The 23411-nt window shown below is 57.3% G+C and carries 23 protein-coding genes; 9 read left to right on the top strand and 14 right to left on the bottom strand.

Annotated features, from left to right (window positions below; genetic code table 11):
- Nucleotides 1-181: 181 nt before the first annotated feature.
- From AC19YS_RS18495 to AC19YS_RS18470, 6 genes are all read right to left on the bottom strand, one after another.
- On the bottom strand, nt 182-679 hold the full coding sequence (locus tag AC19YS_RS18495; protein ID WP_500602358.1) for a GNAT family N-acetyltransferase: 498 nt from the start codon (nt 677-679) through the stop codon (nt 182-184).
- A complete protein-coding gene (locus AC19YS_RS18490; protein ID WP_106576654.1) occupies nt 676-900 on the bottom strand; it encodes a hypothetical protein in 225 nt (74 codons plus the stop codon). Before AC19YS_RS18490 ends, AC19YS_RS18495 begins: the two co-directional genes overlap by 4 nt.
- Before the next feature lie 84 nt (nt 901-984).
- A complete protein-coding gene (locus AC19YS_RS18485) occupies nt 985-1524 on the bottom strand; it encodes a hypothetical protein (RefSeq protein WP_500602357.1) in 540 nt (179 codons plus the stop codon).
- 225 nt (nt 1525-1749) lie between these two features.
- The gene (locus AC19YS_RS18480) at nt 1750-2670 is read right to left on the bottom strand and encodes an alpha/beta hydrolase (protein WP_500602356.1); all 921 of its coding nucleotides are present in this window, start codon (nt 2668-2670) and stop codon (nt 1750-1752) included.
- Nucleotides 2670-3110: a tryptophan-rich sensory protein TspO gene (gene tspO / locus AC19YS_RS18475; RefSeq protein ID WP_106576651.1), complete on the bottom strand. Its 441-nt coding sequence runs from the start codon at nt 3108-3110 to the stop codon at nt 2670-2672. Before tspO ends, AC19YS_RS18480 begins: the two co-directional genes overlap by 1 nt.
- Nucleotides 3111-3168: 58 nt before the next feature.
- Nucleotides 3169-3738 carry a nucleotidyltransferase family protein gene (locus AC19YS_RS18470; RefSeq protein WP_124418051.1) on the bottom strand — a complete coding sequence of 190 codons (570 nt, stop codon included), beginning with the start codon at nt 3736-3738 and terminating at the stop codon, nt 3169-3171.
- Between the two features lie 124 nt (nt 3739-3862).
- Between AC19YS_RS18470 and AC19YS_RS18465 the strand changes: the two genes are divergently transcribed.
- Both AC19YS_RS18465 and AC19YS_RS18460 read left to right on the top strand, forming a co-directional pair.
- The gene (locus tag AC19YS_RS18465) at nt 3863-4468 is read left to right on the top strand and encodes an SEN1982 family lipoprotein (protein WP_500602355.1); all 606 of its coding nucleotides are present in this window, start codon (nt 3863-3865) and stop codon (nt 4466-4468) included.
- Nucleotides 4469-5241: 773 nt separating this feature from the next.
- On the top strand, nt 5242-5475 hold the full coding sequence (locus tag AC19YS_RS18460) for a DUF6124 family protein (protein WP_500602354.1): 234 nt from the start codon (nt 5242-5244) through the stop codon (nt 5473-5475).
- A gap of 37 nt (nt 5476-5512) precedes the next feature.
- Here the strand turns inward: AC19YS_RS18460 and AC19YS_RS18455 are convergent, their stop codons facing one another.
- Nucleotides 5513-5812, bottom strand: coding sequence for a 7(1) septoil knot domain-containing protein (locus AC19YS_RS18455; protein WP_017136894.1), 300 nt, complete (start codon nt 5810-5812; stop codon nt 5513-5515).
- 75 nt (nt 5813-5887) lie between these two features.
- On the bottom strand, nt 5888-6121 hold the full coding sequence (locus tag AC19YS_RS18450) for a hypothetical protein (protein WP_106576648.1): 234 nt from the start codon (nt 6119-6121) through the stop codon (nt 5888-5890).
- 393 nt (nt 6122-6514) lie between these two features.
- Between AC19YS_RS18450 and AC19YS_RS18445 the strand changes: the two genes are divergently transcribed.
- The 3 genes from AC19YS_RS18445 (at nt 6515) to AC19YS_RS18435 (ending at nt 11250) form a co-directional block, all read left to right on the top strand.
- Nucleotides 6515-8959, top strand: a complete 2445-nt coding sequence (locus AC19YS_RS18445; protein ID WP_500602353.1) for a hypothetical protein — start codon at nt 6515-6517, stop codon at nt 8957-8959.
- 610 nt (nt 8960-9569) lie between these two features.
- Entirely contained in the window at nt 9570-10085 is a 516-nt protein-coding gene (locus AC19YS_RS18440; RefSeq protein WP_500602352.1) for a hypothetical protein, read from the top strand.
- A gap of 607 nt (nt 10086-10692) precedes the next feature.
- Complete coding sequence (locus tag AC19YS_RS18435) at nt 10693-11250, top strand: hypothetical protein (protein WP_124418052.1); 558 nt, start codon at nt 10693-10695, stop codon at nt 11248-11250.
- 216 nt (nt 11251-11466) lie between these two features.
- Here AC19YS_RS18435 and AC19YS_RS18430 read toward each other — a convergent pair whose 3' ends face one another.
- Entirely contained in the window at nt 11467-12207 is a 741-nt protein-coding gene (locus AC19YS_RS18430) for a BPL-N domain-containing protein (RefSeq protein WP_500602351.1), read from the bottom strand.
- Between the two features lie 124 nt (nt 12208-12331).
- On the opposite strand from AC19YS_RS18430, the gene AC19YS_RS18425 reads away from it, so the two are divergent.
- The 4 genes from AC19YS_RS18425 (at nt 12332) to AC19YS_RS18410 (ending at nt 14343) form a co-directional block, all read left to right on the top strand.
- Entirely contained in the window at nt 12332-12787 is a 456-nt protein-coding gene (locus AC19YS_RS18425; protein ID WP_169367247.1) for a VOC family protein, read from the top strand.
- Between the two features lie 66 nt (nt 12788-12853).
- The gene (locus AC19YS_RS18420; protein ID WP_106576645.1) at nt 12854-13480 is read left to right on the top strand and encodes a LysE family translocator; all 627 of its coding nucleotides are present in this window, start codon (nt 12854-12856) and stop codon (nt 13478-13480) included.
- Nucleotides 13481-13489: 9 nt separating this feature from the next.
- The gene (locus tag AC19YS_RS18415; protein ID WP_500602350.1) at nt 13490-13900 is read left to right on the top strand and encodes a hypothetical protein; all 411 of its coding nucleotides are present in this window, start codon (nt 13490-13492) and stop codon (nt 13898-13900) included.
- A 92-nt stretch (nt 13901-13992) separates the two neighbouring features.
- A complete protein-coding gene (locus AC19YS_RS18410) occupies nt 13993-14343 on the top strand; it encodes a hypothetical protein (protein ID WP_500602349.1) in 351 nt (116 codons plus the stop codon).
- Between the two features lie 407 nt (nt 14344-14750).
- Here AC19YS_RS18410 and AC19YS_RS18405 read toward each other — a convergent pair whose 3' ends face one another.
- The 5 genes from AC19YS_RS18405 to AC19YS_RS18385 all read right to left on the bottom strand — a co-directional run bounded on the left by AC19YS_RS18405 (nt 14751) and on the right by AC19YS_RS18385 (nt 23336).
- Complete coding sequence (locus AC19YS_RS18405; protein ID WP_472526379.1) at nt 14751-16331, bottom strand: ABC transporter ATP-binding protein; 1581 nt, start codon at nt 16329-16331, stop codon at nt 14751-14753.
- A gap of 15 nt (nt 16332-16346) precedes the next feature.
- Nucleotides 16347-17369, bottom strand: a complete 1023-nt coding sequence (locus tag AC19YS_RS18400) for an ABC transporter permease (protein ID WP_164487956.1) — start codon at nt 17367-17369, stop codon at nt 16347-16349.
- Complete coding sequence (locus AC19YS_RS18395) at nt 17369-18433, bottom strand: microcin C ABC transporter permease YejB (RefSeq protein ID WP_106576640.1); 1065 nt, start codon at nt 18431-18433, stop codon at nt 17369-17371. Before AC19YS_RS18395 ends, AC19YS_RS18400 begins: the two co-directional genes overlap by 1 nt.
- Nucleotides 18420-20276, bottom strand: coding sequence for an extracellular solute-binding protein (locus AC19YS_RS18390; RefSeq protein WP_500602348.1), 1857 nt, complete (start codon nt 20274-20276; stop codon nt 18420-18422). The genes AC19YS_RS18395 and AC19YS_RS18390 overlap by 14 nt, the downstream gene beginning before the upstream one ends.
- A 162-nt stretch (nt 20277-20438) precedes the next feature.
- Entirely contained in the window at nt 20439-23336 is a 2898-nt protein-coding gene (locus tag AC19YS_RS18385) for a TonB-dependent receptor (protein ID WP_500602347.1), read from the bottom strand.
- Nucleotides 23337-23411: the final 75 nt, after the last annotated feature.

Below are 23411 nucleotides of genomic sequence, written 5' to 3'. Positions count from 1 at the left end.
CACGATCCAAAGCCTGCGTGAGGGCACACCGAGCCTAAGCGAGGTGCCGAGTGGTGGGGCAAGAGCCCTTTGGTTACTTTGGGGCTTTTCCAAAGTGACCCGCCGTAAGGGCGGAACCCTCTGAGCCACCCCCCAATCACGGATATCCACTCAGCCCCCCAAAAAAACCCAGCCGCCAGCGCTACAGCGACCGCTGCATATGCGTCGTCCGCCAAACCGGATCCGCCTCGACATCAACAATCTCAAACCCCTGCCGAAGCCAAAAATCAATCGCCCCAGCAAGAAACGGATGAGTATGCAGGTAAACCATCTCCACCCCCTCCCCCCGCGCCTTCGCCTCCAGCGCGCCGTACAACTCACCCGCCAACCCGAATCGGCGCGACGCCGGCGCCACAAACAGGCGTACCACCTCCACCGTCTTGAGGCCCTGGTAATTCAACTGGGAGAAGCGCCCGTCGTAGGGCACATAGCCGATGGCCGCAACAATCCGGCCATCGACGCGGGCGATCGAAAACTGGCCGTCGCCATGAACATACACCGCTTCAAATCGCACCAGATCGTCCGGCATGCCGGCTGCGCTGAGCTTGGGGAAAAGCTCGCCGCGAGCCTCAAGGACAAAATCCAGCACTGCTGGAATGTCGTCGCAGGTCACGTCCTGAATGACCGGTCGCTCGTTCATACAACCCTGATCTGACTGATCCCTACCACCTGCGCCTGCTCCAGAATCTCCTCGGGCGTCGCATCCGCAGGCGGCAGGATCAACCCATTCTCCGCATCGCCAAAATGCAATTGCAGTAAATGCATCGCCGCCTCGTGCAGGGGCAGTTCAGGCTGTTTGAGTTCAAACACGTGGGTGCGGGGCTCGTCGTTGAACAGGTAGTTCAGGGTGTATTCGCGCATGGTGAGGTCCTGATGAGGGAAAGGAGCAACTGATTAACCTGACTTATCGATCAGCTTTTAAGTTCCCAACCCACACGCTCAGTGTCATTTGGTCTGCACGTAGCACAAAGCAGAGCCCTTCACGCCCGAGGCATGGACGCTGACATGGCGAGTGGAAAAACCTGGCTTCTCGACGAACTGCTTCTCTTGCCAACTCGCATAGACGCCGTACTGATAACCGATGGCGCCATTGGCATACCACGACACGGCGAGCTTATACACGCCCTTCTCATCGGGGGCCTGCCACAGCGTCTTGTCAATGACCGGCTTCGCCTGATTGAACGTACGCAGGTGGAACGTGCGAGGCCCGCCGTTTGGCTCGGTAGAACTGGACAGAAACAGCGTGTCGTCCTCGGCATCGTCTTCGGCAGCCGCCAGAATCACTGACGGCACCCACTTCTCGCCCCGGTATTCTTTTTCGATGAACACCGTGCAGTTCAACGTGCCGTCACCTGGGGTCTTCATTTTGAATTGCCGCTCGTACTGCCCATAGGGCACATCAAACGAGAAGTTGTATTCGGCGGCTTGAACACCCGCCACCAGCAAAAATGCCGATAGCCCTACGACTGCATGGGAAATGGTCACGTGTGCGTCCTTGCGAGAGTCTGAAAATCAGGGTGTCAGAGGTTACGCGGCCTGTAGGAGAATCGGAAAGATATCACCCACTCTACCTTCACTTTTCAGGACTTCACGCTGGAAGGCGTCGTGAGTGAAGACGAGTGTTCATGACCGCAGATCCAGATGTTGACGTCGGAAGATAAAGCGAGCGCCGTGTGGCTCGAATGGCTAATGGCTGTAATCCAATACCGCCTAGATCCTCGCCGATATCCACCCCCGACTGTAAGCAAGTACGCCATCTGCCATCGCCACCGGAAAATGAATAAACCCATGGGCTGATTCCGGCAACAGGTGTGCCTCAACCTGCGCAGCCGCGCCCCAGCGTTCGGCCATCTGCAGCGTGTCGTCCAGCAACGGGTCGAGTTCGCCGACAAACATCAACGCTGGCGGCAAGTCGGTCAGGTCGCCATACAACGGCGACAACGGTGGTTGCCGACGTTCTTCATCACTCAACCCCGGCGTGAGCATGCGCAGCGCTTCGACCATTCCCGGCCCGTCCAGCAACAATGTCTGCGGCCCCGCCGTGCGCACGCTCGGTGTGCCGGTCAAGTCGTACACGCCGTAGTACAACACCGCACCGCTCACGCGCTTGAGCAAATCCGGCCATTGCTTAAGCGCCAGCAAGGTTGCCGCCGCCAGATGCCCACCGGCTGACTCACCCACGACAAACACCGGCAAGTCGGCAAACTCGTCACTGCTGAGCAGCCAGCGCGCAGCATGCAGGCAGTCCTCCATCAGCCCCTCAACCGGCGTGTCGATCGCCAGCCGATAATCCACCGACACCACTGCCACGCCACACGCCTGCACCATGCCCAGGTTCAGGTCGTCGTCCATCTGCGCATTGCCGATCACCCAGCCGCCGCCGTGGATATCCAGTACCACGCCTTTGGCTTTGCCTGCCGGCCGCAGAATACGCACGGGCACTGCGCCCACCGTGCGGGTTTCTGCCGGCGGCGCTTTCTTGAGCGTTTGGCTGACCCGCAACAGCGCCTGAATCACACGCGGCGTGACGCGGTTGCGGATTTTAAAGCGCGGCATCCAGGCAAGCTTCTTGTTGAAGTCGCGCATCTGCGCCAGCTCAGGCTCGCTGGCAGGCCAGGGTGTGTAGGCCATCAGCGATTGTTCCGCAAAATCGAGAAATTCAACGCCGCCGCCACGCTCAGCCACGCCAGGTAGGGGAACAGAATCAACCCGGTGATCAAGTCCAACCGCAACGCCATCACCACCAACGCCGCCACCACCAGCCACAGCAGCACAATCACCACCATCCCGGCGAAGAGGTTATGCGCGCCGAAAAACACCGGCGTCCACAGCGTGTTCAGCGCAATCTGCGCCGCCCACAAGCCCAGGGCCAATTGGCTGCCGGGGATCATCGTCAGGCGATAGCCCGCCCACGCGAGCAGCAGGTAGATGACCGTCCAGGCCACCGGAAACAACCAATTGGGTGGGGTGAAGCTGGGTTTTACCAGGCTTTCGTACCACTGGCCGGGCTTGAAAATAACACCGGTACTGGCGGCCGCGCCGCAGGCGATGAGGAAAATCAGGAAGATCATGGGCTATCCACTCTCAGGGTTCATTTGAAGATAGGACGTATGGGGAGTCGGTAAAAGTTCACAAATCATCCGGCGCAACGATCTTCAGCCAAGGCCAGCGCGCTTGATAACTGCGGGCCTTGGCGGCGAACAACTCAGGCTCCGGGTGCAGCGGGTTGATGCGCAACACGCCCTGCTCCACATCCGCTAAGCCATAGGGCGCATACACTTCGCCCGTGTCGATCTCCAGCCCGATGCACGTACCGGCCACCAGGTAGCGGTCCACGCCCTGTTTAGCCGAGTGCAGCTGTGGGTAAGGCCGCCCAAAGCGCTCGCCGTACCACAGGTGCACCCGCGCCTGGTTCTTGACCTCGACGTTAACGCCCAAATCCTCAAATAAACGTTCGGCGGCGCGGATCACTTTGTCCTCAGCTTCGTAGGACAGATCCGTGTCGAAGTAAAAGACGTCGTAGTCCTTTACGCCCTGAGCCGCAGGCAAGTTTGACTGATGGTTCCATACGGCCTGGAACAGGCAGCCCGCCGTGAGCATGCACTGCTCCACACCGAGGTCGGGCAGGCGCGCGGTAATCTGGGCGTTGATGGGGTTGGCCATGGCCAGTTCGAGCAGGGTGTTGACGGTCAATGTCATGGTTAATCCTTGGCTGTTCAGTGCGGCTCAAGCCACCGACCCTACACGACTGGCGGGAGGGTTTCGTGACAGCCATATTTCTATACACTTTGCCCGCCCGCTACCAATCGTCAAGGATAAAACGATGCGAATCAGAGAAATGGCCCTCATCACCGCCGCCGCGTTGCTGCTCACCGCGTGCAGCGACAGCCCATCGGACGCCGACATTCAAGCCGCGCTGCAACCCAGGCTGGAAGGGGCTTCCTGCGTAAAGGCGGCGATGTTCAACAGCTTCCCGGTGACCTTGAGTGACAGCGTCATGAGCGGCACCTCCAGCGCCAACCAGCCGGCCTTCGATGCGCTGACCAACGCCGGCCTGCTGGCCAAAAGCGACAAAACCTACACCCTCACCGACGCCGGCCGCGCCGCCTACGTGCAGCAGGAATCCGGGTTCTGCTACGCCCAGGGCTATGAAATCGCCAAGGTCCAGAACATTGCCGCCAACACCAACCCCATGGGCGCCGCCGTGGACAAATCCTGGGTGGTAACCGTCGACATCCGTCAGAAAACCATCGCCGACTGGGCCAACACCCCGGCGATTGAAAAACTGGCCCGCAACCCGGAAAACCTCTCCGAAGCGCCAAAGACCTACCACGTGGTAGTCGGGCGCCTGAAGGGCGAGCAAACGCTGAAGCTGATCGACCCACGGTTTTCGGTCATGCGTGGGGTTGGGGTGAACCAGGCGTTCTAACCCGGCATGGTGGTGGCAAGCAGGCTTGTTGTGGGTTGAAGGCCTTTTGTGGCTTGAAGACTTCTTGTGGCTTGAAAGTCTGTTGTGGATTGAAGACTTGCTGTGGCTGAAGGCCTGTTGTGGCTTGAAGACTTGTTGTGGCTGAAGGCCTGTTGTGGCTTGAAGACCTGTTGTGGATTGAAGACTTGCTGTGGCTGAAGGCCTGTTGTGGCTTGAAGACCTGTTGTGGATTGAAGACTTGCTGTGGCTGAAGGCCTGTTGTGGCTTGAAGACTTGTTGTGGCTTGAAGACTTCTTGTGGCGAGCAGGCTTGCCCTGCGTTGGAGTGCGCAGCGCTCCCAACCCAGCCACCGCGATCCAACAGTAAGACTCGGTCGCCGGTTTTAGGGCCGCTTCGCACCCCAACGCAGGGCAAGCCTGTGCTCGCCACAAGGGAGTTTCCTCTGCCTGGGGAATTGCGAACGGCCCGCAGCACCTTGCCCCATTGCCTACGCGTGCGTCAGAATCCGCCGGCTTGTGCGCTGGGGTGGCCGTCTCTAAGGTGGCTCGGTCGCTGAATGTTCAGTGATCGGGTTTAGTAGCCTGAGGGTTTATCCAAACAGTGTGCACAAGCTTCATCAGTCAGACATTTTGTCTGTATTTGATGGCGGCTGTGCGCAGGGCACCTTAGGGTGCGCCGGCTTCGTTTGGATTCCCCGGTCTACTAACCTGCGTACAGCCGCCACCCTTATGTTTAGTAGCTAAAGGGTGATGGCTCTAAACAGGAATTCAAACATGCTAAAAGCAGACTCAACCACCCTCTTCACCGTCGTCCCCGACGCCAGCACCGAAACCCTCATCACCAACAGCTACGAAACCTTCACCAGCGTCAGCACCCTGCTGCTCGACCTGTCCGAAGACCTGTGCGGCAAACACCGCGACATCGCCCTGGCCATCCACCAACTGAGCGAACTGGGCGTGCTGCTCACGGCCAAATTGCTCGACCGCGAAGCGCCTTGCCCTGGCTGACCCACAGCCCACGGCAGCGCCGCTGAGGGCGCTGCCTTCAATTAACCCCAGGGAACGAATCAACGTACTGAATGGTGAAGTCTGGAAAGGAGTCAACAATCTGGATCTTGTAGTCGGGGAAACTCTCGACTGTTTTCCACTTGCCGGCCGAATCGGGAAAACTGCTCACCTGTTTTACCTTAAGGTCAGGGAAACTGTTTACCACCTTGACCTTATAGTCCGGGAAGCTACTGACAAACTTGATGTTGCCGTAAATCTTTGACACATCAACAGTCGTATCCGCTTGAGCGCCGAAGGCACACGCCAGCAGCAGTGACGCGAGAGCAACTTTGAACATGACAGCCTCATCCTGAGAAATAAAAAGGCGCCCAGTTTACCGACCTGCGCGCGCAACGTCCTGCATTGCCGGTTCTTAACCCTTCAACTCACCCGCGCGGTTACTCGCCGCATCGTCATAAGCCACATACAACGACTCGGCGATCTGGCTTTTGATGGCTTTGGTGGCTTCCAGCCCCAACACAAACCCTTCAGCCTTGCCGCCAGCGCGGTTGAGTTCTTCGTGCGTGGAAGCGCCGGTGATGGCGTCGAGCAGCTTGATGGCGTGAGGGCCAACGCCTTTTGGGAGGGAGATTTGGTCGATGGACATGGCGATACCTTGATAAAAAAATGATCGGGAGCGCATGGACCACTGCCGGGGGATGCCATGGTAGACCGGTTAGCGGGGAAAGGGGCTGCTTTCGGCCAAAAGCGGACGCTGATGACAGGTCAGCTTCCGGCCAAAAACGAACGGAGGCTGACGTGACCTAGAGGGAACATAGCTGAACGTCGAACTCGAAGAAGAGGAATGCGCCCGTCCTCCCACCTCCTGAGTCGTTGCAGCGACCAGAGCTTTCTCTAGTTGATGGCAGACGCCTTCGATTTATATCGATTTTTGCGCTCCCGCGCGTTAATGCGCACATGGACATTTGAGCTGATTAGGTCTTGACTGAGTGTTGGCCGCTAAGTGAACAACATAGATCACCGCAAAGGAACGCCCCCTATGAATACAGATAAAGCATTCAGAGCGTTTTTAGAGATTAAAAGATATGCTGAAGCTAATGCTGACTCGATCATCACAGAGCAGGATGCGCGGTTTCAATTAATCGATAGGTTTTTGATGGAGGTGCTTGGCTGGCCTAGAGAGTCTTTTAAAACTGAGCCTCATCTAGATGAAGGGCGGATCGATTATTTACTGCAGTATGGGGATCGAAATCGTTTTGTTGTCGAAGCAAAACGAAGCGAAATCTCTCTTGTTACAACGAAACAAGAAAAGCGTGCGTACTATAAATACGACGGACCTGCGGCGAAGAATGCCCAGTCAACCTTAAGGCAAGCTGAGATGTATTGCTTAGACGTTGGCGTACAATTTTGCGCACTAACTAACGGATATGAATGGATAGGTCATTGGCCGATAAGAGGTGACGGCAGACCTAAAAAAGATTACAAAGTGGCGACGTTTCCTAATCTGAAGTCAATAGAAGATGATTTTTCCGAATTTTATGAGCTTTTCTCTATAGAAGGTGTAACGCAAGATTTATACAAATATTACCTCCATGAAAGTGAAGGTATATCTGTAACGCAATCGGAACTTCTTCAGTCAGCGAAGATAGACTCTCAATCATCAATGATGAGAAAAACTGACTTAGCCAGAGATATCGACAAAGTATTTTCGAGTTTTTTTAGCTCAATGTCTGGCGATCATGATCCTGACATGCTCATCAATTGCTTTGTCGAAAGCAAAGAAAGCAGAGAAACAGACATCCATCTTGAAAAAATTGCAAAGAACATTGTGGATAGTATCTCTTACGTCGACTCGAACCCACATTATGGGCTCGAGGCAGATATACGCGACGCTGTAGCAAGCGAGCGCGGCGAATTCGCCTTAATTATTGGAAATAAGGGGGCTGGAAAATCCACTTACATTGATCGTTTTTTCAAAGTTACCTTAAATGATGAACTCAGATCCAAATGCCTGGTTCTAAAAATTGATTTGCGGGATTCGCCTGGTAGCATTGAAGGCATTACTGCCTGGTTAGACGCTCGGCTAGCTTCGATTTGTGAGCGGGCATTATTTCCGAATGAGCCAGAGTACGACGATTTACGGGGTGTGTACTGGCGCGAGTATAAGCGCTGGTCTACTGGCGAGATGAAGGAGTTATACATTACCAACAAATCACAATTTAAGATAGATTTTGGCAAGCATATTAACAAACAGCGACTTGAACAACTGGACTTGTATTTAAGTAATTTGCTATGGCATTGCGTAGGAGCCCGACAGATGATGCCATGCTTGGTGTTTGATAATGCAGATCACTTTTCAAGAGAGTTTCAAGAAGCGGTTTTTCAATACGCACAAGCTATATTTAGATCCATCAAAAAGTCTTTTGTCATATGTCCAGTCACCGATAGAACTATTTGGCAGCTTTCTAAGCATGGACCATTTCAATCATATAACTATAAGGCATTTTATTTGCCAACACCCTCAACAAAGGAAATACTTCAAAAGCGCGCTGCCTTTGTACAAACAAAACTTGACGACAATGATGCCGGCCAAGCAACTCGCTATTTCCTGACGAAAGGTATCAGGGTTGGCCTGCAAGACTTAAAAGCCTTCGTTGCTTGCATTGAAACCATTTTTATAGAAACCGAATATATATCTCGACTGATTAGCTCGCTGTGTAATTACGATATCAGGCGAAGCCTTGAACTCACGAGAAAAACGCTTGTCTCCCCTCATATCGCAATCGAAGACCTGATAAAAACTTATATGTCCCAGGGGCACAGGCTACGCATTCCAACTTCAAAAATAAAAAAAGCGATTTATCTTGGTGATTACACCTGTTTCTCTCAAGAGGACAGTGCCTTCATACTCAACATGTACGCCATTCATGCCGATCATATTTCTTCGCCGTTAGCTAGACTCTCGATCATGCAGGTGTTGAAGAATAAGAGTGCAGTCACTGACGACATTGAATCCAAGTATCTTGAAGTTAATCTTTTGATGGATTACTTGGAGCCCATTGGTTTGGCCCGAAAAATTACACGCAGGCATTTGGACGCTCTTTTTTCCTATAGATTAATCGAAGCATACGACCCGACCATGGAAACTCTTGAGGATAATACACGGGTAAAAATCACCCCATCTGGATTAATCCACATAGAGCTTGCATCAGATGATGCCACCTATGTTGAGCATGTTGGACTATCAACGCCAATCCGATCATGTGACGCGCTATTTAAAATACGAAATTTACTAAATTCAAAAAAGCTGGATGCGGGTGACTGGGCACATTTGGCAGGAATGTTTGTAGAATATCTAATTACTCAGGACGAAATTTTCTGCCCCGGTGCTTCGGCACTTAGTGGGCAAGGCGTCATCCGTTCAAGTTTGCGTCATCACATTAGGGCTGAAGTAATGAACGGCTATAGGCAACCGGATGCTTAGATCTATAGTTATTGCATTTCAAAGAGAAATAAGCTGGCTACATTTAAGCTTGCACTTAATGCAGCCAGATTTAACGTGAAAATCTAATCGAAAAGTTCAAGCTGTGGTTTTACTGTCAATTTAACAGCCACAAGCGAACAATCATCCGTGGGCACCAGCCGTACAATACGTCTACGTAGGTTTGCTGCGAACCGGCTTGGATCTTCCAGAGTACTTTCCAAAAAGCGAGGCCTCAACTCCCACGGGTGATAAGCGCCATCAGACATAATGAACAAACTAACACTTCCATCATGCGCGCAAATTTGATCATATCTCAAAAAGATCTCTTGGAAACGCAAGTTGATTTTTTTTGATATAGCCGAAAACAGAGTATTTTTCCCGCCGGCCTCTTTAAGCTCAGAAGGTTTGTATAGACCTTCGTCTATAAGCATTTGATGCTGGGTATGATCTTTAGGAGAAACAATAGGGTCAGACCACCATTATCTAAATGTGGTCTGACCCTATCTTTAATTCAACCTGGTGAGCGGCCAATCCTTCTCACTTATTGCTTGACTCACTGTGATTGATCAGGCCTGTTAGTGCCGCCTCTACCTCCATTAATAAGGAAATTATGAAGCCTCTCTACCTGTGCTCAGTTCTGCTACTTGTAGGCTGCGCCCCACCGCCGAAATACCTTGTGCCGGCGGGGGCGCCCCAGGCGCTGATCCGCAGCGAATTGGTCTCTATGGAAAATTATCGAAACGGCGTGACTCTGGTCGAGGCGCCTGCCATCGGCTGCAAATACGGCAGAACCGTGGCGACTGAGTCAGGGATGGGGAAGCAGTTGGTTTCCGTTTATAAGAATGTCTCGACGCCGGAGGGATTTTTCCCAATTGAAGCCGGCAAGCCGCTGCACTTGGAAATGCGCGGCGTGGCCAATGCCCATCGCTCGTGCAGCGTAGCGTTTGTCAGCGAATTTTCGCCGGGCGCACGCTATGTGATAAAGGGAGGGATTGTCGACGTCCCGGGCTCGCTGAGCCGTTGTTACATCGACATATTCAATGTCGATTCGGGCGTGCGCGTGCCCACGGCCGACGAGCCGAAAATAGAGCGCACTTGCGCGCTGGACCGGTTACCGACGCTGTAGTGGACAACTGCACCCTACCTGACCGCACTTTTGGTAGATTCCTCAGGGTCAGCCCACGTTTAAACCAATGGTGATCTGACCTCGATTTCATATAAACGGCGGACTGAGGCACTGGCAATCATTGAGATACCCGTTGATGAACTATCAATCACGGTCAAATGGCCAACTCCCGACCCCGAGGGATGCGCACGCTTTGTTCGTGAGCTTGCTAAATGATTGAGGGCCGCAAGTAAGAGGTAAAGGGACAGATTTTTTCCTGAAAATAAATCTGCCCCTTTTACCGGAACAATAGTGGCTTCACTGACGCAAGCTCAGAACAGCTGTTCCGATTCGCAGGCATAGGTTTGGAACACAGAAAAAATCAGGACATCAAGGGTGTATCTAGAAAACTGGTGACAGGCTTGCTTTGTGACTATATTGATAGCAACCTTGCCAGCATGACTACAATGGATTTTGTTATCACCATCAAATGAATGTAATCGGGGTCAGACCACGTTTGGGCGATTGCTTAAATCGTGACCTCACCCGATTTATGCAATTTTCATATATCGCGAAAGCGGACCGCCGCTTTTTCTCAGCACATACAAATCAAAAAGGAGTAATATTAATGGAGCCAGCAGTACAGGGAGCATTGGTTGGAGCAACTGCAGCAATTATCGGAGTAGTTTCAAGTGGTGCTATTCAATGGGGTTTAAAAATCTCTGAAGAGTCACGCCGAAAACAAGAAGCTGCAGAGCTGATGATATTTTACTGCCGTCGACTTCGAAGTGTGCTTCGAAAACTCAGCATTCAACCCAGTCTCTCTAGCCATTTAGCACTAGGGATTTCAATTAATGATGACGATATTAGCGATCTAGAATACATCCTTAAAGAACTTACGACAAAAATCCCCCAACTTAATTTGATAGCTTTCGACATCAGAAGAGCATTAAAAAATATTCAAAACTATTCAAATCAATATTGGGACCTACTAGACACCCTAAAAAAAGGAGCAGGAAATCAAAAGGATCTACCCATAATTGAGTCATGGCTTATGACTGATGCACGACAAGGCAGCATCCAAGCCCACAATGCCATACAGCTTTCATTTGAACAGCTTACAAAATCGAGAAGAAAAATAGTTATTCACAAGGTTCGCCTCGATGACACATATAGCTATAAATGAGCCCTAACTCAATAGCGCAGCCAATCTCTAGCACAGAAAATGGGGGCGGACTTACTTTCAAGGAAATTAATCTGCTTCCATTTTTTACTAGTTTTTTAGATACACGTATGCTGCCTTGTGAAAAGGCACTTTTTTCATATACCTTTTGAATGTCCGTTATTGGCCGAAAACTGCCCTTTCCAATAACCCGCTACCGAACAAACGTAAATAAATACATCATTTCCCCACCCTCCCCACCAACACCCCAAACAACTCCCCCCGCGGCATCTCACTCACCGCAATCCCCGCATTCTCAAACCACGCCTTCCCCGCCTCCGGATGCGGCCCGCTCAGCACCACCACGCCCTTCTCATACCGATACCGCGCCGCCGCCACATCCCCATTGCGATAAGTCGCAATCACCGTATACGGCGCGTGGCCATCAACCTCGGGAAAATACGGCCCGTCCTGATAGAACACACTGTCCAGCTTGCCATCCCACACCACCCGCACCGCCGCATCTTCAATCCCGCGCACTTCAAACCCTGGCCGCCCGGCTTCGGAGTCCAAGTCCTGCGGTATCAACCCAAAGTTGCTGTTGTCCGCCAGATAAGCGCCCATGCATAACCCCAGGTAGCGCCCGCCCTTGGCCACGTATTCACGAATGGCGTCCACGCGTGCGTCACCAAAGCTGTCGAGCGCAGCGGGAATATCTTGCCCGCCGCCCGGCTGAACATAGAGGTCGTAACGCGCAAGGTTTTGCGGGGTGATGTCGATGGCTTCGTCCGCGCCGACAAAGTCGATCTGGTAGTTCGGGCTGAGCCGTAGCAAGGCGTTTTTGACGTTCTCGGAACAGTCATCACACCCCGCCGGGCCACGGTAGAGGGCGACATGGGTGATGGGCGTCGCGCCTTGCGCCCATGGTGACTGCAAGGTGGCGAGGGCAAAAAACGTGACAGCGATGGCAGGCAGTTGCATGGCGGCAGGCTCAGCGAACAGTGGGTCGGGCTGTTGAAAGCCTATAACGAAGGTTTCTTTGAATACGTAAACAGTTGTAAATCGACTAGTGTCGCCTGAACCCACATCCGCCAGAGGGCATGCAATGGAGCTGACATTCAGCCACGTCGATGTATTGGTCGAGGACCTCGAACAGGCGTGCGCGTATTACGCCAACATTTTCAACGCCAACCTCTCCACCACTCAAGTCTGGAATCGCGGCGGCTTTCATGTGCGGTATGCGGTTGTGCTGATGGGCCAGGAGCGTTTCATGCTGGTGCAGCCGCTGGCGGGTAACTTGCGCGAGCTGTTGGACGCACACGGCGAAGGGATGATTTACCGGCACTGCTACACCACGCCGGACATCGAGGTGGCCTATGCCGAGTTGGTCGCCAAGGGCGTGCAACCGGAGGATGAGAACGGCCGGCCATTGGCCCTGGAGGATCTGCAGTCGCCATCCGGCACGCGCATCATTTGGTTGCCCAAGCGATTTGGGCATTTCTCCATCGAGATTCTGGAAGAAAAAGGCTTGCAGGCATTTATGCAGGCGGCGTTTGCTTGAGCGGCGTTGCATTACCCCTCTACATGAGGATTACTGTAGGCCGTGCCTGACTCAGAGATCGCCGCCATGTTTGAACTCGCCTCCCTCGTCACCTACGTCGCCGTGGTGATCGGTCTTTTCCTGATCCCCGGCCCTTCGGTGCTGTTGGTGCTCACGCGCACGATTCAAGGCGGGCGCAAGGTGGGCATCGCCACCGGGCTGGGGGTGGCTTGCGGCGATTTGATTCACACACTGTGCGCGGCACTGGGCCTGTCGGCGATTTTGATGACTTCGGCGGCGGCGTTTAATGCAGTGAAGTGGGCCGGTGCGGCGTATCTGATCTACCTGGGCGTGCGGGCCTTCATGGCTAAAACCGGCACGCATGCGCGCCTTGAGTTACCGGCGGTGACGCCGCGCCAGGCGTTTTTCCAGGCGATCGGGGCCGAGGTGCTGAACCCGAAAACCGCGATCTTTTTTCTGGCCTTTTTGCCGCAATTTGTTCATCCAGAATCCGGCTCGTCGCTGGTGCAGTTTGCGGTGCTGGGTTTGATTTTTTCGGTGCTCAGCGCGATTTATACGAGCTTGCTGGCGATCTCGATTCGCCCGTTGAGTCGCGGGATCAAGGGGCTGTCAAAGTTGCGTCGCTGGGAAGGCAAAATCATCGGCACGCTGTTTATGGGGCTGGGGCTCAAGGTCGCCTTTCAGCAACGATAGGCAGGCGCGATGAAATTCCACGGTTTTGTACTCGGGCATATAGAGGTTGAGGTCGAAGGACGCGCCTGTGACCTGCACAATTTCTATGTCGCCAGCAACATCCATTACGCGCTGTCTGAGCGCACGCTGTCGCTCAGGTTTACGCGACGAACCGAGGACTGGGTGCCGCCCGAAGAGCCACGGGAAATCACCATCACCTTCCATGGCGTGAGTTATTTTTCGGCCGAAGGGCGCCATGACAGCCCGATTGAGGACGACACAGTGCTTCACGCCATCGGCATTGTGGCGGCCGACGCCGAGGCAGAAACGTTCTACCTCTGCGACACCTTCCCCGCCGACCATCACGTGGTCGTGTGCTTCGCATCGGGGCTGACCTTGCGGCTGCACGCCGTTGAAGCGTGGTGTGACATTCAGGTCTAAGGCGTTTCACTTCGAACCGATGGAAGCACCTGGCTAACCCGTGAATACGGGCCGGATGATGTGATGACTTTTTTTGAATCTCAGGACCTTTGATGCCCCTAACCAAACGCGACACCGCCCGCCTCGAACGCCGCCTGGTCGCCACGCTGACCGAAGCCTGCGAAACCGCCAAGGCTGAAATCCCGGGCTTCGAGTGGCTGACTCACACGGTTGATTACGCCGCGTTCCCGCAAAGCCTCCGGGTGATTTGGGTGTTCGATACGCGGGCCAACAAGGAGCAGGCCCTGGCAAACGGCGCGGACAAACGTATGCGCGAACTGACGGCTGCGGCATTGCACGACGCCGAGGTGGCCCCCGTGAAAATCGAGCGCTGCGTGCGCTTTGATTGCGAAGAAGCCTGCAACCTCCAGCATGGCGGTGATTGGCGGGCACGCCTGGCCTGATACTGCAGCGATTCAGGTCTTTCGGCTCGGCAGGTCGCCCGTGTTGATGCCTTCGCAGGCAAGCCAGCTCCCACAGTGATTGTGGGAGCTGGCTTGCCTGCGATAGCTATGGGTATCTACACAACTTTTGAAGGCAGCCAATTTCTCCTGTGGCGAGCAGGCTTGTTCTGCGTTGGGCTGCGAAGCAGCCCCAGTAAAGGCACTGCAATTTTCCTGAAAGAACTCAGCGTCTGGATTTGGGGCCGCTTCGCAGCCCAACGCAGGGCACGCCTGCTCGCCACAACAGCCCACTCTATGCTGCGATAGCGGTGGATAAGTGGCATAGGCTTACGCTGACACACCGTCATCGCAGGCAAGCCAGCTCCCACAGTTGATCTTTGTTGCCTGCCGAGCGCTGTGGGAACTGATCATTCCAGTGGCCGCAATGCCGAGGCCACCAGCAAATCCCGCGTATACGCATGCTGCGGCGCCTCAAACAGCTGCTGCGTACTCCCCGCCTCCACCACCACGCCGTCCTTGACCACCATCAAGTCGTGCGCCAACGCGCGTACCACGGCCAGGTCATGGCTGATAAACAGGTAAGTCAGGCCGTGCTCCTCCTGCAACCGACGCAACAGGCTCACCACTTGTTTTTGTACGGTGCGGTCCAGCGCCGAGGTGGGTTCGTCGAGCAGAATCAGGTCGGGTTTGATCACCAGCGCGCGAGCGATGGCGATGCGTTGGCGTTGCCCGCCGGAAAACTCGTGGGGGAAACGGTGGCGGGTGTCGGGGTCGAGGCCGACGTCGCGCAGTGCGCTGATGACGTCGGCTTCACGCTGGGCGGCAGTGAGGTCGGTGTGCACGCGCAGGCCTTCTTCAATGATTTGCTGCACGCTCATGCGTGGGCTGAGGCTGCCAAACGGGTCCTGGAACACCACTTGCAGCTTGCGCCGCCATGGGCGCAGCGCCTTGCCTTTAAGGGCGTCGAGGGCCTGGCCCTCAAAGCGGATACTGCCCTGGGCGTCCACCAGGCGCAGGATCGCCTGGCCCAGCGTGGACTTGCCCGAGCCGGACTCGCCGACAATGCCCAGAGTTTTGCCGCGCTGCAAACGCAGGTCGATGCCGTCCACCGCCTTGATCGGCGGCTTACGCCGCAGCAGGCCGCCTTGGGCGAACCAGACTCTCAGGCCGTCCACTTCCAGCAGGTTGCCGGCCGGCGCGCGTTCGAGCGCACGCCCGTCCGGCTCGGCTTCCAGCAACTGGCGAGTGTAGGCGTGCTGCGGTGCAGCAAACAGGGTCTGGCACTCGGCCTGTTCGACGATCTGCCCCGCGCGCATTACCGCCACGCGCTGGGCAATGCTGCGCACCACGTTGAGGTCGTGGCTGATCAGCAACAGCGCCATGCCCAGGCGGTGTTGCAGGTCTTTGAGCAGCGTGAGAATGCGCCGCTGCACGGTCACGTCCAGCGCGGTGGTAGGCTCATCGGCGATCAACAGCAGCGGCTCACACGCCAGCGCCATGGCAATCATCACCCGTTGACGCTGGCCGCCGGAGAGTTGATGCGGGTAGGCATTCAGGCGCTGGCGCGGCTGCTGGATGCCCACCAGTTCGAGCAATTCCAAGACGCGCGCGCGTGCGGCCGCACCGCCCAGGCCTTTGTGCAGCAGCAGGGTTTCGGACAGTTGTCGCTCGATGCTGTACAGCGGGTTGAGCGAGGTCATCGGCTCTTGAAAGATCATGGCGATGCGGTCGCCACGAATCTGGCGCAGGCGCGCAGGCGGCGCGCCGAGCAGCTCTTCGCCCAGGTAGCGAATGCTGCCCTGGGTGCGCGTGGTGTGCGCGGGCAGCAATTGCAGGATCGAATGCGCGGTCACCGACTTGCCGGAGCCCGACTCGCCCACCAGCGCCAGGCATTCGCCGGCGCGAATATCCAGGTCAATACCGCGCACCGCCTTGTGCCCCTCGAACGCCACCTGCAGGTTTCGGATTTCAATCAACGCATCAGTCACGGCACGGCTCGCTTATCAGGATCGAGGGTCAAAGGCATCGCGGCAGGCTTCGCCGATAAACACCAACAGGGACAGGATCAGCGCCAGCGCAAAAAATGCCGTCAGCGCCAGCCATGGGGCTTGCAGGTTGTTTTTGCCCTGCCCGATCAACTCACCCAGCGAGGCGCTGCCGGTGGGCATGCCGAAGCCGAGAAAATCCAGCGCAGTGAGCGTGGATATCGCGCCGGTGAGGATGAACGGCAGGTAGGTCAAAGTCGCCGTCACGGCATTGGGCAGGATGTGCCGCAGCATCACCGCAAAATCGCCCACACCGAGGGCGCGTGCGGCCTTCACGTATTCCAGGTTGCGCCCGCGCAGGAACTCAGCGCGCACCACGTCTACCAGGGTCAGCCAGGAAAACAGCGCCATGATCCCCAGCAACCACCAGAAGCTCGGCTCGACAAACCCGGACAGGATGATCAGCAAATACAGCACCGGCAGCCCGGACCAAATCTCGATCAAGCGCTGCCCCAACAGGTCGACCCAGCCGGCGTAATAGCCTTGCAGTGCGCCGGCGGCGACACCGATCAAGGCGCTCACCACGGTCAATGCCAACGCAAACAACAGCGACACGCGGGTGCCGAAAATCACCCGTGCCAGCACATCCCGCGCCTGGTCATCGGTGCCCAGCCAGTTCTGCGCGCTGGGCGGCGTGGGCGATGGCGCGGTGAGGTCGTAATTGACCGTGTCGTAGCTGAACGGCACCGGCGCGAACAGCATCCAGCCGCCCTGCCCTTCGATCAGCTCGCGCACGTAAGGGTCGCGGTAGTCCGGTTGAAACGGCAGCGTGCCGCCGAAGTCCTGCTCGGTATAGCGCTCCAATGCCGGAAAATACAAAGCGCCCTGGTAGGCCACCAGCAAGGGCTTGTCATTGGCCAACAGCTCACCGCCCAGGCAGGCAACAAACAACGCCACAAACAGCCACAGCGACCACCAGCCCCGGCGATTACGTTTGAAGTGCAGCCAGCGGCGGCGTGTGGTCGGGGAAAAAGCCTGCATCAATGCGCCCTCGCAGAAAAATCCAGACGCGGGTCCAGCAGCCGGTAACACACATCACCGAGCAATTTGATCACCAGCCCCACCAAGGTGAAGATAAACAGCGTGCCGAACACCACGGGATAATCCCGCGCCACCGCCGCTTCGTAGCTCAAGCGGCCGAGGCCGTCGAGGGAGAAAATCACTTCAATCAGCAGCGAGCCACCGAACAGCATGGCCGTAAGCGCCTGGGGCAGCCCGACCACGATCAACAGCATGGCGTTACGAAACACGTGCTTGTACAACACCTGCTTTTCGCTGAAGCCCTTGGCCCGTGCGGTCACCACGTACTGGCGGCTGATTTCATCGAGAAAGCTGTTTTTGGTGAGGATGGTCAGGGTGGCAAAGCCGCCGATCACCAGCGCCGACACCGGCAGTACCAGGTGCCAGAAGTAGTCGACCACCTTGCCCGCCCAGGACAGCTCGGCGAAGTTTTCCGAGACCAGCCCGCGCACTGGAAACCAGTTCAACAAGCTGCCGCCGCCGAACACCACGATCAGCAGCAACGCAAACAGAAACGCCGGCATGGCATGGCCGATGATCACCGCCGCGCTGCTCCACACATCAAAGCGGCTGCCATGGCGCACGGCCTTGCGAATGCCCAGCGGGATCGACACCAGGTAACTGATCAGCGTGGCCCAAAAGCCCAGCGACAAGGTCACCGGCAGTTTTTGCAGGATCAGGTCGGTGACCTTGGCGCCACGAAAGAAGCTGTCGCCGAAATCCAGTCGCGCGTAGCTGCTGAGCATCAGCCACAGGCGTGCGCCCAAGGGTTTGTCAAAGCCGTATTGGCGCTCGATATCGGCCACCAGCGCCGGGTCCAGGCCACGGGTGGTGCGTGATTCAGTGCTGCCCGTTTCCACGCGGGTGCCCGCCGCGGAGGCCTGGGTGCCGATGCCTTGCAGGCGCGCGATGGCTTGCTCCACCGGACCACCGGGTGCGGCCTGCACGATAAAAAAATTCACCAGCAAAATGCACAGCAGGGTCGGCACGATCAGCAACAAACGGCGCGCGCTATAGGCCAGCATGTTGGCTCACCTCGGTCAGTTCACGCATTTGCGCGGTGGTCAGCGGCGTCGGGCTCAGCTCCCACCAGGTGTCGATGCCCACCTCATTGAGCGGCGCCGTGCGCGGGCGGCCGAAACGGTTCCACCACAGCGACGACGAGCCTGGCGGATAGTAGTTGGGAATCCAATAGAAGCCCCACTGCAAAACACGATCGAGCGCGTGGGCGTAGCGCACCATGCTCGGACGGTCGTTGGCGCGCACCAGGCCATCGATCAATGCGTCTACTGCGGGGCTGCGCAGCGCCATGTAATTGTTGGAGCCCGGGTCGTCGGCGCTTTCGGAGCCAAAATAGTTGATCAATTCGCGGCCCGGCGATGGGCTGACCGGGTAGCCCACAACAATCATGTCGTAGTCCCGGGCGCGCACGCGGTTGGTGTACTGGGCCGAGTCGATCATGCGAATGTTGAAGCCGATGCCGATCTGCGCCAGGTTGCGTTTGTACGGCAGCAGCAAACGCTCGAAACCTTTCTGGCTGTTGAGGAAGGTGAATTGCAACGGCGTGCCTTCGGCATTCACCAGTTGGTCGCCCTTGGGTGTCCAGCCCGCCGCCTCAAGCAACTTCAAGGCTTGCGCCTGCTGGGGCCGAATGCGGCCGCTGCCGTCGGTGTGCGGCGGTTGATACACCGCATCGAACACCGCATCCGGCACCTGGCCGCGCCAGGGTTCGAGGATCGCCCGCTCCTGGGCGTCGGGCAGCTCACTGGCCGCCAGCGGGCTGCGCGAAAAAAAGCTGCGCTGGCGCAGGTACATGCTGTGCATGATCTGGCGGTTGCTCCAGTCGAAATCCCACAGCAAGCTCAGCGCCTCACGCACGCGGCGGTCTTGGAACTGCGGTTTTTGCAGGTTGAACACAAACCCCTGGGTGCCCTGCACCGCATTCGGGGCCAGCTGTTCGCGTTGCAGTCGCCCGTCGCGCAGGGCTTCACCGTCGTAGCCCACCGAGTAACTGGTGGCAGAAAACTCGCGGTTGAAGTCATAGCCCTGGGCTTGCAGGATCTGGCGCGACACGTCGGTGTCGGCGAAAAATTCCAGGCGCAGGCTGTCGAAGTTGTACTGCCCTTGGGCCACTGGCAGGTCTTGCCCCCACCAGTCCTTGACCCGCTCGAAGGTAACGCTGCGGCCGTTGTCCACTGCGCTGATGCGGTACGGGCCGCTGCCCAGCGGCGGTTCAAAGCCGCCGCCGTTGGCAAAGTTACGCCCGCGCCACCAATGCTCCGGCAGCACCGGCAACGAGGCGATATCCAGCGGCAAGGTGCGGTTGTCGGCGCTTTTGAAGGTGAAGCGCACCTGGGTCGGTGATTCCACCTGCACCTCATCCACGTCGGCAAAGGTTTGGCGGTACGCGAGGCTGCCCTGGGTGGTGAACAGCTTGAAGGTGTAGGCCACGTCTTGGGCGGTGATGGGCGTGCCATCGGCAAAACGCGCCTTGGGGTTGAGGTAGAAACGTATCCACGAATGGTCGTCGGCCAGCTCCAGGGTCTGCGCCACCAATCCATACACGGTGTAGGGCTCATCCTGTGAGCGGTACGCCAGCGGGCTGTACAGCCAGCCCTGGATCTGCGTGATGCCGGTGCCTTTGTCGACATACGGGATCAGGTGATCGAACGCGCCGCCTTCCATGGACGAGCGGCGAAAACTGCCGCCCTTGGGGGCGTTCGGGTTGACGTAGTCCAGGTGCTTGAAGTTTGCCGGGTACTTGGGGGCTTCGCCGTAAACCGTTAATGCATGCACCGGTTGCGCCAGCAGTGACGGCGCCCAAAGCCCCAGCAGCAGCGCTGCCAGGATGAAACGACACAGGATCACAAACGCGGCTCCTTTTTTGAAAACACTGAAGATCACATGTGGGCGCTGGCTTGCCTGCGATGAGGCCCTGTCAGTCAGTATTTCATCGACTGATCCACCGCTATCGCCGGCAAGCCAGCGCCCACCGTTGACGTGCTTTGTTCCTGAGGCAGTGCTTCACCCTCAGAAGTTGTAGGAAACCCGGCTATACAACGTGCGGCCAAACGGGTCGGAGTAACGCGGGTCGTAGCCACTCTGGAAGGTCGAGGTCTGGTTGCTGAACGGTGGTTCGCGGTCAAACACGTTCTGCACGCCCACCGTGACCTGCGCGGTGTCACGCCAGGTGTAGGTGCCGGCCAGGTCCCACACGCTCCAGGCACCGACCTTGTCGTGGAAGGCGCGGTTGTAGTCGTTGTAGCCACTGGTGTAGCGGTTGGTCAGCGAGGCGCCGAGCGGGCCTTTGTTCCAGGTGCCGGTCAGGCTGTGACGCCAGCGGGCGACGGCGCCGGCCGAGGCAAAATCGCCGCCGCGAAAGTCGCCGGCCTTGTCGATGTAATCGCCCTTGAGCTGCTGCTGGTACACGTAGCGATCCACGTAAGTGCCTTGCAGGTTGGTGCCGAACTGGCCCAGCCGGGACTCGGGAAAGCGGTAGTCGAGGCTGACGTCGACGCCGTTGGTCTTGACCTTGCCCAGGTTGGCGAGCCCGGTGACGATGTGGTCGATGGAGCCATCGGCCTTGCGCACGATGCGGTCCGAGTACAGGTCAGGCTGTTCGAAGACCGCCGACTCCGGGAACTCGGCGATCTGATTGGCGATCTTGATCCACCAGAAATCCAGGCCCACCGACAAGTTGGTGATCGGCTGATAGACAAAGCCCAAGGTCACGTTGCGCGCGGTTTCGGGGCTCAGGCTGGTGTTACCGCCACTGCGGCTGAAAAACTGCTGCGCACAATCGCGGTTAGCCAGGCCACCGTTGCTCGGCGAGCCGCCAGCGCACAGGCGCGGGTCGTTGTAGTTGGCCACGGTAAAGCTGGTGAAGTTGGGGTTGTAGAGTTCATACAGGGACGGCGCACGGAAGCCTTCGCTGTAGGCGCCACGCACCACCAGTTCGCGGAACGGCTGGAAGCGGAACGAGTATTTGGGGTTGGTGGTGTTGCCAAAGTCACTGTATTTGTCGTGACGCAGCGCTGCCGACAGCTCGAGGCTGTCGATCACCGGCACGTTGACCTCGGCGTATTGCGCCGACACTGTGCGATCCCCCGCCACCGTCGCGGCCGGGTCGACGCCCAGGCTTTGCACGTTGGCGGCAAAGTCGGCGAAGTCCTGGTGGAAGTCTTCCTTGCGGTATTCACCGCCCAGCGCCAGGGCCGACGGGCCTGCGCCGAACCAGTCGCCGATGTCGCGGCTGATACGGCCATCGATGCTTTTGACACGGCCGACGGCAGAGCCGTAGTCGCCGTCTACCCCGCTGGCGCCGAGCAACGCACTGCCGGCCGCCGTCTGCGGACCGAACGGGTTGATCACGCCGGTGTTGATGCCGCTGGCAACCACACGGTCGTCCACATAACCGCTTTTGATCGTGTTGGTGACTTTGTTCTGGTTGTAGGCCGCGCCGACGTTGTAGTCCCAGCCCGCCAGCGTGCCTTCGAAGGTCAGCAGCAGGCGCTGGCCGACGTTATCGTCTTCATGCTTGCGTGGGCCCACTTCACTTTCGCGCCAGTTCACATCGACCGGCTGCGTCGGGTCGAGGGCAAACTGGGTCGGGCCCGGTGTGATGCCGTTGCCTGGGTAGAACGGCGTGCCCGGTTGCACTTGCAGCCCTTGCAGCAAGCCGGGGCCGATCTGGGTACGGTTGAGGTTGCGTGCCCAGAAGTACTCGAGGCTGACGGTATGCTCGTCCGCCAACTTGCCGCTGGCTTTGCCGAAGAACGAAGTGTTTTCGGTTTCTGGCACCAGGTCCAGGTAGCTCCACAGCGATTGGCGGCAGATGCCGCTGCGGGAAATCAGCCCCGGTGCATTACAGCCGGACGCCGCCAACGGGTTGCTCGCGTTCGCGCCCTGGCTGTAGTTGGCCGGTGAGGCGATGCCCGATGAATAATCCAGGCCGCGGCCCGGCTGGTAGTTGTAGGTGTAGTCGCGGTCTTTGGCCTTGAGGCTTTGCTGTTTGTCGTGGCTGACCACGCCGAACACGTTGAAGCGGTCTTCTTCCAGGTCGCCAAAACCCCAGCTGCCACTGAAGTTATTGGTTTCACCGCCACCGGAGCGGGTTGGCGTGCTGCCGCCCAGGGTCAGTTGGCCGTCGGTCACGCTTTTTTTGGTGATGAAGTTGATCACCCCGCCGATGGCGTCCGTGCCATACAACGCCGACGCGCCGTCGCGCAGCACTTCCACGCGGTCGATGGCGGCAAACGGGATGGTATTAAGGTCTACACCCGAGCCGTTGATTGCACTGGTGGCGTTGTTGGCCAGGCGCCTGCCGTTGAGCAGCACGAGGGTTTTGTTCGGGCCGATTCCACGCAAGTCGGCATAGGCCGCACCCCCGCTGCTGGAACCGATCGAGCGGCCGGAGCCTACCGAGGACTGGTTGGCGGAAATACGGCTGATCAATTGCTCGGTGGTGGTGACGCCCTGTTTTTTCAGCTCTTCGGTGCGCAGGATGGTCACCGGCACGGCGGTTTCCGCATCAACCCGGCGGATCGCGCTGCCGGTGACTTCGATGCGCTGCAATTGCGGGATCACCGACGGGCTTTCTACCCCGGCGGTGACCGGCGCAATAGTTGCCTCGCGCGGTGCGGCGCTCAGCACAATGCCGCTGGCGCTTTCGCTGTCTTGCAGGTCGGTGCCCTGCAGGGCGATTTGCAGGGCTTCACCGACGCTGAGGTCACCCTTGATCGCCGGTGCATTCAGGCCACTGACCAGGCGTTGTTCGAACGCGATCGGCTTGCCGCTTTGCTGGGAAATACTCAGCAGCGTTTTGTCGAGCGACCCGGCGGGAATGTCCAACGGGCTGGCCGCCGCGCTACCGGCGACCAGCGTGGCGGCGAGGCTGAGTAAAAAACGTGTGGGGTTTGGCGTAAGCATGCGTCGAGGGCTCCCTGTCCTTTGTCTGGGTATGCAGGGTTGTGCGTCGATGCCGGTTTTTTTATAGAGCGCCGT

The organism is Pseudomonas sp. MF08831, assembly GCF_059862645.1.
This window is presented reverse-complemented; position numbering and strand designations above follow the sequence as displayed.